11 protein-coding genes are annotated in these 13,692 nt (G+C 63.9%); 9 read left to right on the top strand and 2 right to left on the bottom strand.

Going from position 1 to position 13,692, the window contains the following annotated elements; genetic code table 11:
- The first annotated feature begins 7 nt into the window (after nucleotides 1-7).
- The 9 genes from ICL81_RS09480 (at nucleotide 8) to ICL81_RS09440 (ending at nucleotide 10,569) form a co-directional block, all read left to right on the top strand.
- Complete coding sequence (locus ICL81_RS09480; RefSeq protein ID WP_188034658.1) at nucleotides 8-1,405, top strand: conjugal transfer protein TrbL; 1,398 nt, start codon at nucleotides 8-10, stop codon at nucleotides 1,403-1,405.
- Between the two features lie 6 nt (nucleotides 1,406-1,411).
- On the top strand, nucleotides 1,412-2,878 hold the full coding sequence (locus tag ICL81_RS09475; RefSeq protein WP_188034657.1) for an SCO6880 family protein: 1,467 nt from the start codon (nucleotides 1,412-1,414) through the stop codon (nucleotides 2,876-2,878).
- A gap of 364 nt (nucleotides 2,879-3,242) precedes the next feature.
- Complete coding sequence (locus ICL81_RS09470; protein WP_188034656.1) at nucleotides 3,243-4,610, top strand: MFS transporter; 1,368 nt, start codon at nucleotides 3,243-3,245, stop codon at nucleotides 4,608-4,610.
- A 238-nt stretch (nucleotides 4,611-4,848) separates the two neighbouring features.
- A complete protein-coding gene (locus ICL81_RS09465; RefSeq protein WP_188034655.1) occupies nucleotides 4,849-5,622 on the top strand; it encodes a hypothetical protein in 774 nt (257 codons plus the stop codon).
- A complete protein-coding gene (locus ICL81_RS09460) occupies nucleotides 5,619-7,103 on the top strand; it encodes an ATP-binding protein (RefSeq protein WP_188034654.1) in 1,485 nt (494 codons plus the stop codon). Before ICL81_RS09465 ends, ICL81_RS09460 begins: the two co-directional genes overlap by 4 nt.
- Nucleotides 7,104-7,136: 33 nt before the next feature.
- A complete protein-coding gene (locus ICL81_RS09455; protein ID WP_188034653.1) occupies nucleotides 7,137-7,670 on the top strand; it encodes a hypothetical protein in 534 nt (177 codons plus the stop codon).
- Nucleotides 7,667-9,445: a type IV secretory system conjugative DNA transfer family protein gene (locus ICL81_RS09450; protein WP_188034652.1), complete on the top strand. Its 1,779-nt coding sequence runs from the start codon at nucleotides 7,667-7,669 to the stop codon at nucleotides 9,443-9,445. The genes ICL81_RS09455 and ICL81_RS09450 overlap by 4 nt, the downstream gene beginning before the upstream one ends.
- Before the next feature lie 80 nt (nucleotides 9,446-9,525).
- Nucleotides 9,526-9,984, top strand: a complete 459-nt coding sequence (locus ICL81_RS09445) for a single-stranded DNA-binding protein (RefSeq protein WP_188034651.1) — start codon at nucleotides 9,526-9,528, stop codon at nucleotides 9,982-9,984.
- A gap of 18 nt (nucleotides 9,985-10,002) precedes the next feature.
- Nucleotides 10,003-10,569 carry a hypothetical protein gene (locus ICL81_RS09440; RefSeq protein WP_188034650.1) on the top strand — a complete coding sequence of 189 codons (567 nt, stop codon included), beginning with the start codon at nucleotides 10,003-10,005 and terminating at the stop codon, nucleotides 10,567-10,569.
- 125 nt (nucleotides 10,570-10,694) lie between these two features.
- On the opposite strand, the gene ICL81_RS09435 is transcribed toward ICL81_RS09440, so the two are convergent.
- Entirely contained in the window at nucleotides 10,695-11,963 is a 1,269-nt protein-coding gene (locus ICL81_RS09435) for an MFS transporter (protein ID WP_188034649.1), read from the bottom strand.
- On the bottom strand, nucleotides 11,960-13,615 hold the full coding sequence (locus ICL81_RS09430) for an ABC-F family ATP-binding cassette domain-containing protein (protein WP_188034648.1): 1,656 nt from the start codon (nucleotides 13,613-13,615) through the stop codon (nucleotides 11,960-11,962). Before ICL81_RS09430 ends, ICL81_RS09435 begins: the two co-directional genes overlap by 4 nt.
- Nucleotides 13,616-13,692 lie beyond the last annotated feature (77 nt).

Below are 13,692 nucleotides of genomic sequence, written 5' to 3'. Positions count from 1 at the left end.
CAATGCCATGAGTGTCTGTGATATCCCCGTCATCGCCAATGTGTGCGACGCGGTCGGTGAAGGCGCCGCAACGCTGGTGTCTGCCCCATTCGACTGGCTGGCCGCGACGATGGGGCAAGCCGCCGGATGGCTCATCGAAGCCATGTGGACCGTCTTCGACAGCACCACCCTCGTCGACGTCCAGTCGCAGGGCTACCTCGACGTCTACAACCTGCTCTTCGGTATCGGTGTCTTCATTGTGCTGCTCTTTTTCTGCTTCCAACTCATCCTGGGCCTGATCCGGCGCGAACCTGCTGCGCTCTCACGCGCGGCGCTCGGGGCAGCAAAGGCCGTGCTTGGTTCGTTCGTCGTCATCACGCTGACGGCAACGGCGCTGGAGATCGTCGACCAGCTCTCCATCGGCATCGTCCAAGCCGCGGGAGAAACAACCGAAACGATGGGCGATAAGATCGCGCTCCTCACGGCAGGCCTCACCACGATCAATATCGCTGCGCCCGGCGTCGGAGCGATCATCACGATCTTCCTCGCTGGGCTCATGATCTGCGCGGTCGCGATTGTCTGGTTCTCACTCCTCATTCGCAAAGCTCTGCTGCTCGTGGCAATTGTGCTTGCGCCGATCGCCTTCGCGGGCGCTGCATGGGATGTCACTCGCGGATGGATCGGCAAATGGGTGGCGTTCGTCGTCGCCCTGATCGTGTCCAAGCTCGTGCTGGTCGTCGTGTTCCTCGTCGCCATCACTCAGGTCTCGACACCGATCGAAGCTGACCTCGCCTCCGTGACCGAACCGATCTCGGGCATTGTGCTGCTGTTCATCGCCGCGTTCGCGCCCTACATGGTTTACCGATTCATTTCGTTCTTGGGTTTCGATCTCTACCAGGCGATGGGAAGCGAGCAGGAAGCGAAGAACGCCGTCAACCGGCCCGTTCCTGTTCCGTCGAAGCCGCAAGGCGACGGCGTGAAGAAGGTCCTTGATGGCGGTTCCGGCGGTAGTTCCGGCGCAACTCCCGCATCGAGCGGTGCGGGAGGCGCAACGGCCCCAGCGGGAGCGAGTACCAGCAGGGCAGCCGCCGGTGCCAAGGCGGGAACCGGCGCGAGCGGAAGTGCTGGAGCCAGCGCTGGAGCCGGAGCGGGCGCTGGTGCTGGAGCTGCCGCGGCGGCCGGGCCTGCAGCAGCCGTGATCATCGGAGCCGAAGTTGTCAAGGGCGCAGCGACCGCCGGGCCGAAGCTCGGGCAGGCGATCGGCGGCACCGCCGAAACAGCGATGACCGGCGCAGGTGAAATCGGGGCTGCCCCGTCTGCGACGCCGACTGCAACAGCGGCTCCCTCTGTGCCGCAACCGCCAGCACCACGATCAGACCCCGCACCTCCCAGCACCCCGCGGCCCCGGCCAAACGGCAAGGAGTGACCGATCATGCCGAAGAATCACGACGTTCCACGCGCCGGTGACCTCGTCCCGGTGAAGTTTTCGCGACTGACCCGCCGAGGGGTCCTGCTCGGGCTGTCGCTGTCGCAACTTGTCGCTCTCGGCCTCGGGGTCGGCACGCTCGTGTGGGCGTTCTACGCTGGCGGCGGGATTCTCATCGCGTTCTCCGCACCCGTGTGGCTTGCCGCGGCGGCCGTGGTGTGGATCCGGATCGCGGGGCGCGCGGTCGTCGAGTGGATCCCCGTAGTTATCTGGTGGATGTGGAAGACCACTGGCGGGCAACTTCTCTACCGTCGACGAGTTGTGAAACCTCGGCCCGCGGGGACTCTCGCGCTTCCCGGCGACATGGCGCGGCTCCGCGAGTACGACGACCCCGCCACCGGCGCAGGAATGGTGCATGATCCGACCGCTGAAACGCTCACGGCGATCGTTGCCGTCTCGCATCCCGCATTCGTGCTCCTCGACCCCGGCGAACAGGAACGCCGAGTCAGCTCGTGGAGCCGGGTGCTCGCAACCGTCTGCCGCTCAGGACGCATCTCGATGCTCCAGGTGCTGGAACGCACGCTGCCCGACTCTGGGACAGGGCTTGCCGAATGGTGGGCATCACACGGCAACGCCGACGCCTCCTGGGCCTCGACCACGTATGCCGAGCTGATCGACCGCGCCGGGCCCGCCGGAGAACGTCACGCGACCACGCTGTCTCTCTCCCTCGACATGCGTGCGGCATCCCGCCAGATCCGCACAGCCGGTGGTGGCATTCGTGGCGCGGCAGCTGTGCTGCGTCAAGAAATGTCGACGCTGATTGCCGCGTTGCGGTCAGCCGATCTCTCGCCGTCATCCTGGTTGACGTGTGGCGAGATCGCGGTCATTCTCCGATCGGCGTACGACCCGGCCGTCGCGGCGACGCTTGAACGCCACGGTGAACTTGGTCAGTCGCTCGCCACTGCAGGACCCGTGGCCGTTAACGAGTCCTGGTCGAGGCTGCGCACCGACTCGGCCTTCCACGCAGTGCTGTGGATCTCGGAATGGCCAAGGTCGATGGTGTACCCCGGGTTTCTCGCGCCGCTGCTGCTCTCAACCGGGATCCAGCGATCGTTCTCGCTTCTGTGCACCCCAATGCGCTCCGATCAGGCGGCGCGCGACATCCGTAAGAAGAAGACCGAGTACATCTCGGACGCTGCCCAGCGTCAGCGGATCGGCCAGATCGAGGATGCATCGCAGACGGCAGAGTTTCACGACGTGCTCCAGCAAGAGGCCGACCTCACTGCCGGGCACGGAGTACTCCGCTACACGGGTCTCGTCTCTGTCTCAGCACGTACCGCAGACGACCTCGACGCCGAAGTCGCCGCCATCGAGCAAGCCGCCATCCAAGCCTCCTGCGAGATGCGACTCCTCGTCGGCCAGCAGGCACAGGCATTCACCGCCGCCGCGCTGCCTCTGTGCCGGGTGGTGTGAGCAGGACCTCGAAGTCGCAGCTCATGGATGCGGTTCGATAGTTGATCGTCATGACCGCCAGTCGGAAGGATTACTCCTGGCCGCACGTTTCGGGCAACCTCGGCGTCATGTAGCCGCGGTCATATGGTATTCGCCTGAGTACTGGATCAGCACCTGATATCTTAGGGTGCATGTCTGGCGCTTCTGCCGCGGCCGCCGCCGCTGTTACGAGGACGCTCCGCTAGCGGCGGGGCGATCTACCCTCTGACGTTTCCGTCGCTTCGTAGTTAGTCCGGAGCGGTGTTTTTTGCTGCCCGGAGTTCATCTTTCGAACAACGGAGCATTCGTGTCCTTTCGCATTTCCTGGCACCGGGATAGATCATCGGTGCGTGCATGGCTTGTCCTTGTCTGTCTATCCATCCTGCAGTTCTTCATTGCCGTCGACGTCACCGTCGTGAACGTCGCACTGCCTTCCATCGGCGCCGAGTTCGGCGCATCAGAGAGTCAACTGACCTGGGTTGTGGTCGCCTACACGATCACGGGAGGTGGCCTACTCATGCTGGGTGGGCGCCTCGGCGACGTGTTCGGCAGGAGACGCGTGCTCCTGACCGGCACCGCGATCTTCGGCGCGGCATCCTTGCTGGCTGGGATCGCATGGTCATTCCCGATTCTCGTCGCCGCTCGATTGCTGCAGGGGGCCGGTGAAGCGCTTGCGCTCCCCGCAGCGATGGCGGCCATCGTCATGCTCTTCCCCGAAGGGCGCGGACGGTCACGGGCACTGAGTGTCTGGGCAGCAGTCGCCAGCTGTGGCCTCGTGCTCGGATTCGTGCTCTCCGGGGTCATCACCGAGTTCTATGGCTGGCGATGGATCTTCCTTGTGGCGATTCCGTTCGTTTTGCTCGTGCTCGTCACAGCGGGCATCCTCCTCCCCGCTGGAAACGCGGCGAAGTCCGCTCCGCTCGACCTTCCTGGCGCCATCTTGCTCACCGCGACGCCGCTGCTGTTCGTGTTCGGAATTATCGAAGCAGGCTCGGGTGCGCATACCGCGACCTGGGTCGCCGCGCTTGCTGGCTCGTTTGTCTGCGCCGCATTATTCGTCGTGGTTGAGCGACGTGCAGCGAATCCTTTGGTGCCGATGACGTTTTTCCGCAACCAGACGCGAGTCCTCGCGAACGGAGCCACCGCGCTTTTGAGTGCCGCATTGTCAACGTCGTTCCTGCTCTTCACCTTCTACCTGCAAGAACGTCTGGGGCTCAGCCCGCTGGCGACAGGATTCACGCTCATCCCCTTGGCCGTCTCGCTCGTGATCGCGGCGACGTTCGTGCCCAGGTTGCTCGACCGTTGGGGCGCGCGTGCGTGCATCCTCGCTGGCCTCGTGTTCACGGCACTGGCGATGGGCACCATCGCGATCGTCGTGCACATGCATGGACCAGCACCAGCGATGATTCCCGCGATGATTCTTATTGCCGCAGGCATGGGCTTCGGTCTGGTTGGTCTCCAGTACGCGGCGGTGAGCGGTGTCACCGACCAAGATGCCGGGATCGCTTCTGGTGTCCAGCGAGCCTCCGATCAATTAGGCGGATCAACCGGCATCGCCCTCTACTTGGGCATCGGTTTTGCGCCCGCGTTCACCGGGGATGCGCCGTACCTGGTCAGCAGTGCCCTCGCCGTGATCGGGCTTATCGCCGCAGGAGCGCTCGCTTCACGCATCGTGCTTCCGAGCACGCGGGAGCACCGGGCAATTTCCCAATAGGCACTCGACCCTTCCATCTCCGGCTGGCGTCTGGTCGGCCTGCTTTGGGTCCGCACTCAAAGCAGGACGACCCACGCAGTTATCCCGAGGGCCCGATGCCGTCACACTTCAGTGGTAATCGGCTTGCGAGATCGCTCTGACCTTACGGTCGCTGCCGGTTTCAAGTGATCGTGACCGGTACCTGGGATGCGCACCTGATGGTCATCAATGCCGCCATCGAAAGTCAAAAGGATTCCCAATGCCAACGTTCTACGATCCCGGCGCCGATGCCGGTGAAGCATCCGAGGCGCTGCGCGGGCTCGCGCATGCATCGCGCAACTTCGAGAACCCCCAGGATCTCTACGGCGTGCTCGGCGACCTGCTGTCGGGAGTCCGGTCGCTGAAGCAAGTGCTCGATCAGCTCGCTACTGCCCACATCAGCAATCGTGCCCGCGCGTTCGACGATCACGGCGACCATGCCGTTGGATCAACGGACGCGCTCGCTGCCGCCGATGAGCTGCATCAGGCGGCGACATTCATCGACCAAGCCGAGGACCGACTGAACGCCGCAGCATCTGCCGCGAGTCGTGTCTCCTGGCACGACGCGCCCGCGACAGAAAACGGCCCGGCAACACGGTGGATCAACGTCGTCTTCATACAAGGTGAAGAAGCCGACGAAGTGCTCGACATGATCGACGCCGACGGCCCTGCCGCCGGACTCGACCACCTCAAGAACTGGGATTACGGAGACGAGACCACGAGTGCGGCGATGGAGAACGGGTATGTCTACGACGTGCCGCCCAGCGGACCGTTGGAGCACGAGCGGCGCGACGGTGACTACCACCTCACCTACAGTCACAGCTTCGACCACGTCGCCCTGTATCGACTCCACACCATCGACGCCGAAGACGGACTTCCGAACGAGTCTCGCGGCCTCGATGCGCACCCAGTGGCGCCGCGCCAACAGCGGGCATCCTGGTTCGAACCAGTAAACATCACGGCACTCAAAAAGCAGCGAGGGCTGGGGCTATGAACCGGGATGACGCAGAGCGGCTCCATACGGCGGTGCTCGTTGCTCCAGCATCCGAGAAGCGTCGAGTGCGCAAGCAACGTCAACGGGCGGCCGCGAAGCTACAGGCCAAGCAGCAGCACTCCGAACGCGAAGAAACCCGCGCGAAGTATCTCGCCGAGCTGGCTGAGCGCCGGGGCACATCGTATCTTCCCACCGCTGGGGAACCTGGCCCGGCTCAGCTGCGTTCACCAGGCAGGTTCCGTCTGCCCCGGCATCAGGACACCTCAGCCACTCTCGCAGGTGCGTACCCATTCCTCGCAGAGGGAGGGCTCGGTTCCGATGGCGTCTTCGTCGGTCAGGATCTGTACTCCGGTGGTTCCTTCGTCTACGACCCGTGGGTGCTGTACGCCCGTGGCATCATCACCGCTCCGAACCTCGTGCTCGCGGGCATCGTCGGCTCCGGGAAGTCCAGCTTGGCAAAGAGCCTCTACACACGGTCCCTCCCATTCGGGCGCCGCGTCTACGTGCCAGGTGATCCAAAGGGCGAACACACGGCCGTCGCCGAAGCCGTCGGCGGGCGTGCAATCGTGCTCGGGCACGGGCTTGCCGCACGGCTCAACCCTCTCGACGAGGGTTACCGCCCCTCTGGCATGAGCGACGAGAGCTGGGCGTCCACCGTCGCGTCTCGGCGCCGCGACCTGATCGGCGCACTCGCTGAGACGGTTCTTACGCGACCCCTCACCCCGCTGGAGCACACGGCGATCGATACCGCGCTTACCGAGGTCGTGCGCAGTAACGATGTACCGATCCTTCCAATGGTTGTTGAGCACATCCTCGCCCCCGCTCAGCACGCAGACCCCGACGGGAGGCTCGCGGAAGACGGGAGGCTTGTCGGGCATGCACTCCGAAGGCTTGTTGCGGGAGATCTCGCCGGGCTATTCGACGGCCCGTCAACCGTGACCTTCGATCCGACGCTACCGATGATCTCGCTCGACCTTTCACGGGTGACCGAGAACTCCACGCTGATCTCGGTGCTCATGACCTGCTCCTCTGCGTGGATGGAGTCTGCACTGCTCGATCCCAACGGCGGCCAACGCTGGTGCATCTACGACGAGGCCTGGCGGCTCATGTCCCACCCCGCACTGCTGCGACGGATGGACGCTCACTGGCGACTCGCACGTCACTACGGGATCGCGAACATGCTGATCTTCCACAAGCTCACTGACCTGGAGAACGTCGGTGACCAGGGGTCCGCCATGCGTGCCCTCGCCAACAGTCTGTTGGCCAATGCCGAGACGAGAATCATCTACCGGCAGGAATCCGACCAGCTCGGCGTCACCGCCGGAGCGCTTGGACTCACCGGTACGGAGCAGAAGCTGCTGCCGGGCCTCGGCGTGGGACAGGGGCTCTGGCGCATCAAGGATCGCTCGTTCGTCTGCCAGCACCAATTACACCCCGACGAGCTGGCACTCTTCGACACGACAGGTCGGATGGTGGGCTGAGTGCGCGCGGAGGCTCTGACGCACCTTCGCGGTATGAGCAAACGCAACACCAGAGATTCGTCGCCAGAGTCCTCCGTCAACCTTCCGATCGCCAGCATCCACGTCGATGAACGCGGTGCGATGCGCGTCTCCCTCGATGGCAGAGAGTTCCCGCCTACGGGTCCGGCGTCCGAGTGGGATAGGGCTCGTTTCGGCGAACTGCTCGACGCACTTTCCGCGCACCGCACGCGAACAGTTCGTGTCGAGGTGCGGGAGTACGACGGCTCCGTGTTCACCGACATTGTCCACGCCACGCGGCGCGAGCGCATGGCAGCAGAGCCTCCGGTACCCGATGCCACGCGGCGAGCGCGCCATCGGCCAACACATGAGCTGATCGAGGTTCGTGGTGCCGGTTTCATTCCCGGCGAAGACGTGACGGTCGCGCTCTCGGTCTCCAGCGCGGAAGGTGCCGCTGACGGCACAGCTCGTGCAGCTATCGATCTCAGTCAGGTTGCGGATGAGAACGCAGAGTTCCTGCTGATCGGGCGCGTATCTGGCGTCATCGTCGCTGAGCGGTTGCCAGCATGACCAGCGCCCAGTCTCATAGCCGCGGTCTTGGGGATGAGCTGACCAACGCCCTCATGATTGGCCTCTTCGCACTTTTCGGTATCGCTGCCGTGCTCCGCGGGGCCGGTTCGATCGCAGCCTTTCTGACTGGTGCTGAACGACCGGAGGTCGGTTTCACCGGTGGCGTCAACGTGATCTTTGCCCCTGCTGATCCCGCCGCTGCTCTCGGGGCACCCGGCCTCAATACAGCTGTCTACTGGGTCATAGCATCCCTTCTTCTCGGTTTGCTCACCACCGCGATTGTGTGGGTCTGGGCTCGGATACGACGCCATTCTCGGGCTGTCACTTCCGACCCCCGCAAGCTTCAAGGGACCGCGAGCGGGCACGACGTCGCATCCAGCGCCTCCTCGAAGGCACTTCTTCGTCGTGCTGCGACGCTGCGTCCTTCGCTTGAGCACCCGAAGCCGGAGGATGTGGGCTTCTTGCTTGGTCGCTCGCACGGCAAGCAGATCTGGGCGAGCGTCGAAGATTCGATCCTGTTGATCGGTCCGCCGCGCTCAGGTAAGGGGCTGCATATCGTGATCCCGGCGATCCTTGACGCGCCAGGCGCAGTCGTCACAACGTCCACTCGGCCCGACAACCTTACGGTGACGCTCAAGGCACGAGAGCGACTTGGCCCTGTCGCGGTCTTCGACCCACAGCACCTGGCCGAAGGCGTTCCCGCCGGTCTGCGATGGTCTCCCATCCGAGGCTGCGAAGATCCGCTCACCGCGATGATTCGGGCGACTGGTCTCGCAGCGGCCACCGAACTCTCGTCCGGTGGCGTCGAAGGCGGCGGCTTCTGGGAGGGCAAGACCCGAGTCGCGCTGCAAGCGCTCCTCCACGCTGCGGCGCTCGATAACAGAACTCCGGCGGAACTCTTCCGCTGGACACTCGACCCTGCGGTGGCAGCCGAGGCCGTTGCGATCCTCACCGGCTCACCTCTCGCCGCGACGGGATGGGCAGAATCATTGGAAGCGATGCTCGATGCTGATCCGCGCACTCGCGACAGCATCTGGCAGGGCGTCTCGCTCGCTCTGGCCTCGCTCGCCGACCCCAGGGTGTTGGACGCGGTAAGCCCGACCGAGGGTGAGCACTTCGATCCGGAGCAGTTCATTCGCAGCCGCGGCACGCTGTACCTGCTCGCGACCGGAGCTGGCGCCGGAAACAGCGCTGCGCTGGTTGCCGCCTTCGTCGAAGACCTCGTTGAGACTGCTCGCCGCATGGCGGCACGATCGCCCGGTGCACGACTCGATCCCCCGCTCCTGCTCGCGCTCGATGAGATTGGGAACCTCGCGCCACTCCCCTCACTGCCGACACTCATGGCCGAAGGCGGCGGCACCGGCATCACGACGATGCCTGTGCTCCAATCGCTCGCCCAAGCACGCGACAAGTGGTCAGAGAATCAGGCGGCTGCGATCTGGGACGCAAGCATCGCGAAGATCATCCTCGGCGGTGCATCAAACTCTCGCGATCTCCAGGACCTCTCCACCCTCATCGGTGAGCGTGACGAGTTCACTGACTCCGTCACGCTTGGCGACTACGGTTCACGCTCCAATCAGCGCTCTGTCCGCAGATTGTCTATCTTGCCGCCGGATCGGATTCGGACGCTCCCCTTCGGTATCGGCGTGATCCTGCTCCGATCGACGGTACCCATCATCACCGATCTGCATCCATGGCCGAAACGTGCTGACGGAGAGAAGCTCCTTCTCGATCGCTCGGCGATAGAAGCTCTGCTGGAGCACCCCAAGCTTTAACAAGCACGGGTGACGACCGTGCACCTACCTGTCGCAACGGCCGAACAAACGCGGCCGCCTGACCAGACAGGAAGAGCATCATGTCGATCCACACACAAGAGTCCGTCTCGGGATTCGTCACCTCAGAACCGCAGCTGACAGTCTCGGCCAACGGGAACCCCCGCCTCTACTTCCGTTTCGGGCAGGAGCACTTCCGCCGCGAGGAGGACGGCACCTTCACACAACTGGAGTCGAGCTTTCACCACCTCGTCATGTTCGGGCGTTCCGCCGAACGCGCTTCAGAGCGATTCTCCAAAGGCGACAACTTCATTGCCGAGGGATACCAGCGGCCCGTGAGTTACGAGCGCGAAGGTCAAAGCGTTGAGAGCGAGGAGTTCGTCGCGAAGCGCATCGGCCACGATGCCGCACGCACCCGCTACGAAGTCGACCGCTCACCCCGTAAGACAGCTTCGCGGAGCAGCGCCGACAAAGAACAGCGCCGCGCATTCGCACCTCGATCCTCTGGGACCGTAAACGGTGCCCCATCTCTCGGGCACTGAGCCGGATCGGAGCAGCACATGAACGAGCAAAGCGTCACCGGCGAGGGTAACGAGAACATCCAGGCTGAGCAGTTTGAGCCGGATCTCGTCGCAGAGCCGCCGCATCCGATCAACTGGAATCTCCTCACGTCGCAAGACCTTGAGGAAGAACTCCTCGAACTCAATCGCTGGGTGAACTGGCTCCGCACCGAGTACGGCCTGCCCGCCGCAGTGATTCCACCGGTATGGCATCGTCACCCCGAGCTGCTCTGGGAGCTTTCCGCCCTCCACCTGCATTGGCTATGCGCCTACGACCCCAACCAAGACGGCTCAGCACCGTTCGGATGGCACCGCGACTTCGCAGAGGCTCGTCAGCGTCTGCGCGACTGGGTGACGGCCAGCGGCACGCGGCTTGACCGAGATCGACCGACGCGGCAAACCGTCTGGCCAGGCGAGGAACGCACCGTCCACATCGTGGAGGAGGCCATCATGGATCGGGATGCTGACTTCGTACAGTTCGTGCTCGAACAGGTTGAGGCGCGCAGGGCCGCAGAGGATGCGTTCTACGCAAGCATCGGCGCGAGAACGGATGAGACGCCCAATTGAGGTCGTCTGATCGACGAGCCCCCGGTTGAGATGGATGCGTACTTCATTCGCAGAGTGCCGCCAGCAGGATGGATTGATCCTCGTCGACGCTTGCGGTGGTCCGCTCGACACCCGACTTGCTTCCTTCAGCCAGCGTCCAACGGGTGCTCCTCTTCGGTCTGCCGCATGCGTCCTGCCAGGAGCGCGATCACCGCGAGAATCGGTGGAACGGCCCCAGCGATCACGAAAATTGCGGGGATCGGCACCAGCAACGAGAGCGGTCCGGCAACGGCGATCGACACGGGCATGAACGCGATCGAGACGAAGAAGTCGAGGCTGGCGACCCGCCCGATCATGTCCAGCGGCACCAACCGTTGCAGCAACGTGCCCCATACGACCACGCCCGCGCCTGTGAGCGCACCGACGAGGAAGAGCGCTGCGAGCATCAAGAGGAGGTTGTCGACAACGCCGATGACCACCAAGGGAAGGGTGCCAACACCCCAGCAGAGAATCATGAATGTCAGGTAGCGGCGTGGGAGCTTCAGGGATGAGACGATCAGCGAGCCGACGGCGCCCCCGATCCCATACGCGGCCAGGAGGAACCCGAAGGTGGCTTCAGCTTCCACGAATCGGTCGCGAGTAAGGAACGGCAGAAGCACCTCGATCGGTCCTTGGATGATGAGCGCGAGCCCCGAACCGAAGATGAGCGTCCACAGGAGCCAGCGCGTGCGAACGACATATCCCACGCCCGCTCGGAGATCGCGCCAGACACTCACTCGTTCTTCGAGCGGCGTGACCGAGGGGTGCTCGTCGCGTCGGCTGAGGAACAGGGTGATGACGAAAGCGATCATGTATGAGGCTGCGACGATGACGACGCCGATGGCCGGGAAGAAGATGCCGACGATGACGCCGCCAAGCGCTGGTCCGAGCCCTTGCCCCATCGTCGGCCTGAGCGCACCTTCGAGCCCGTTCGCGGCCAGCAGCTGATCGGGTGGGAGTACCTGCGGCAGGTACGCACTATACGCCGGGTAGAAGAAGGCGCTGCCTGCCCCCATTGCGAAGGACGCGACACCGACATGCCAGAGTTCGACGTTGCCGGTGAGCGAGAGGACTGCGACGGCCGATATGACGGCCGCAATCACTCCCTGAACGGTAATGATAATGCGGCGCTTGGACAACCGGTCTGCGACGACACCACCAACGATCGAGAACGCGAAGAGGCCCAGGCTCATCCCGGTCGCGACAGCTGAGAGCGCAAGCGGACTATCATCGAGCGCAAGCACTTGGAACACCATGACGATGGTCCACATGCCAGTCCCGAAGACCTCGATGCCGACCGCGGCAAACAACAGTCGGTAGTCCCGTGAAGTCAGGGGGCGAAGTGCGCGCACTCGGCGGAGACTCTTGCTTTTCATACCCGCACCTCACCTTCTGCCATCGCTCTGAGTTGCAGCTGCGGCCAGGCGGCAACGTCGCGAAGAAGCTGACGGTCGTGAGTCGACACGACCACCGCCGCCTGGGTTGCTCCGAGCGCCTCGGTGAGTTCATCGACGAGCGCGATCGAGAGGTGATTAGTGGGTTCGTCGAGCAACAACACGTGCGGGTGGGCCGCGAGAACTAAAGCCAGGTCGAGGCGACGCTGTTGCCCCATAGACAGTTCACCGACGCGTTTACCTGCCTCGCGCGAGCGGAGCAGGCCAAGGCCGGACAGGCCGACCGCCTCCGACGCACGTACCGTTCCTGCAGAGACCAGCCCGTCGACGTGATTCGCGTAGACGTCGCTCGCTCGGAGATCTCGCGGTAGAGCCGTCTCTTGCCGAAGGAAGCCTACCCGTGTACTGCGGGACGCGCGAACGGTTCCAGTGTCCGCTGAGAGTTCACCCGCCGTTACGCTCAAGAGTGTTGATTTGCCTGCCCCGTTCGGCCCGGTCACCGCGAGTCTGGAGCGGTGCGACAGCGTGAACGACACCGGCTCTGCCAGTCGTCCGTCGACACTGACTTGCTCAACACTCAGGAGTGCCGCGCCGGTTCGCGTGGGCAGCTCAGGGAACCGGAAATGCTGCGGCGGTTCCGGCACGGTCACCGCATGCGCTTCGAGTGCTTCCTGCCGTCGGTGTACGCTCTGCACCAGCCCGCCCGCGCGAGTCGCGCGACCGTGTTTGTTCGTACCCTTCTCGGGTCGCCACCCCGACACGAGTCGGTTCTGTGCAGCACTCAAGCTGTCCTGCAGCCGCGCGTGCTCGGATTGCTGGCGCTCGTACTCCTGCTCCCAACGCTCCCGTTCGGCGGCGCGCCCTTCTCGGTACCCGTCATACCCGTGGCCGTACACGCGCGGGCGCTTATCAGGTGTGGGATCGAGGTCGACGATCGTCTCGGCGACGTCGGCCAAGAGCGCTCGATCATGACTGACGATGACGATACCGCCACTGCGCGCTTTGAGCTGTGTGGTCAAGAATTCGAGCCCACTGCGGTCGAGATGGTTCGTGGGCTCGTCGAGCAGGAGAAAGTCGTCATCGGCACCCAGGAGGCACGCTAATCGCACCCGGTACCGTTGACCCACAGAAAGATCAGTGAGCAATCTGTCCGTGTCAGTCTCAGCTTCGAGCGCTTCAAGCGCGACCTGCACGCGACGCTCGGCATCCCATGCATCCAGCGCCTCGGCATGCCCTAGCGACGTTTCGTACCGCTCAGCGGCGTCAGTACTGCCTTCTGCGAGCGCGGCGGCAGCATCGTCGAGGGCTGCCAAGGCAGCGAGCGATTCGGCAATTGCCTCCGCGACGGCCTGCCCGACGGTTCGGCGGTCGGAGGCTTCCATCTCCTGTTCAGCGAGACCGAGCGTGCCGATGCGTTGGACTTCGCCACCGTCCGGCGGCAGGGTGCCCGCAAGTACGTGCAGGAGTGTGGATTTCCCACGACCGTTCTCTCCAACGATCGCTACGCGAGACGAAGCAGTGATGACGAGATCGACATGGTTGAGAACTGATGTGGCGCCTCGCATGACGGAAACGTCGGAGGCGGTAAGTTGCGCGCGATGGCGCGCCGGAATATGACGTGTGGGGGTAAGCATTCGAATCCTTCGGAACGACGCACCACGAAAAACCGTGAGGCAACGAGTACGTCAATGACGGCGACCTCAAAAGGGTC

The sequence above is a fragment of the Leucobacter sp. cx-328 genome (assembly GCF_014530035.1).
Lineage (GTDB): Bacteria > Actinomycetota > Actinomycetes > Actinomycetales > Microbacteriaceae > Leucobacter.
The sequence above is the reverse complement of the archived record's forward strand: the minus strand, read 5'-3'. Positions and strand labels throughout refer to the sequence as shown.

Bases quoted from the DNA above. Each gene is read 5' to 3' on its own strand.
- ICL81_RS09480 (WP_188034658.1), top strand. From the start codon at position 8: ATGAGTGTCTGTGATATCCCCGTCATCGCCAATGTGTGCGACGCGGTC.
- ICL81_RS09475 (WP_188034657.1), top strand. From the start codon at position 1,412: ATGCCGAAGAATCACGACGTTCCACGCGCCGGTGACCTCGTCCCGGTG.
- ICL81_RS09465 (WP_188034655.1), top strand. From the start codon at position 4,849: ATGCCAACGTTCTACGATCCCGGCGCCGATGCCGGTGAAGCATCCGAG.
- ICL81_RS09460 (WP_188034654.1), top strand. From the start codon at position 5,619: ATGAACCGGGATGACGCAGAGCGGCTCCATACGGCGGTGCTCGTTGCT.
- ICL81_RS09455 (WP_188034653.1), top strand. From the start codon at position 7,137: ATGAGCAAACGCAACACCAGAGATTCGTCGCCAGAGTCCTCCGTCAAC.
- ICL81_RS09450 (WP_188034652.1), top strand. From the start codon at position 7,667: ATGACCAGCGCCCAGTCTCATAGCCGCGGTCTTGGGGATGAGCTGACC.
- ICL81_RS09445 (WP_188034651.1), top strand. From the start codon at position 9,526: ATGTCGATCCACACACAAGAGTCCGTCTCGGGATTCGTCACCTCAGAA.
- ICL81_RS09440 (WP_188034650.1), top strand. From the start codon at position 10,003: ATGAACGAGCAAAGCGTCACCGGCGAGGGTAACGAGAACATCCAGGCT.
- ICL81_RS09435 (WP_188034649.1), bottom strand. From the start codon at position 11,963: ATGAAAAGCAAGAGTCTCCGCCGAGTGCGCGCACTTCGCCCCCTGACT.
- ICL81_RS09430 (WP_188034648.1), bottom strand. From the start codon at position 13,615: ATGCTTACCCCCACACGTCATATTCCGGCGCGCCATCGCGCGCAACTT.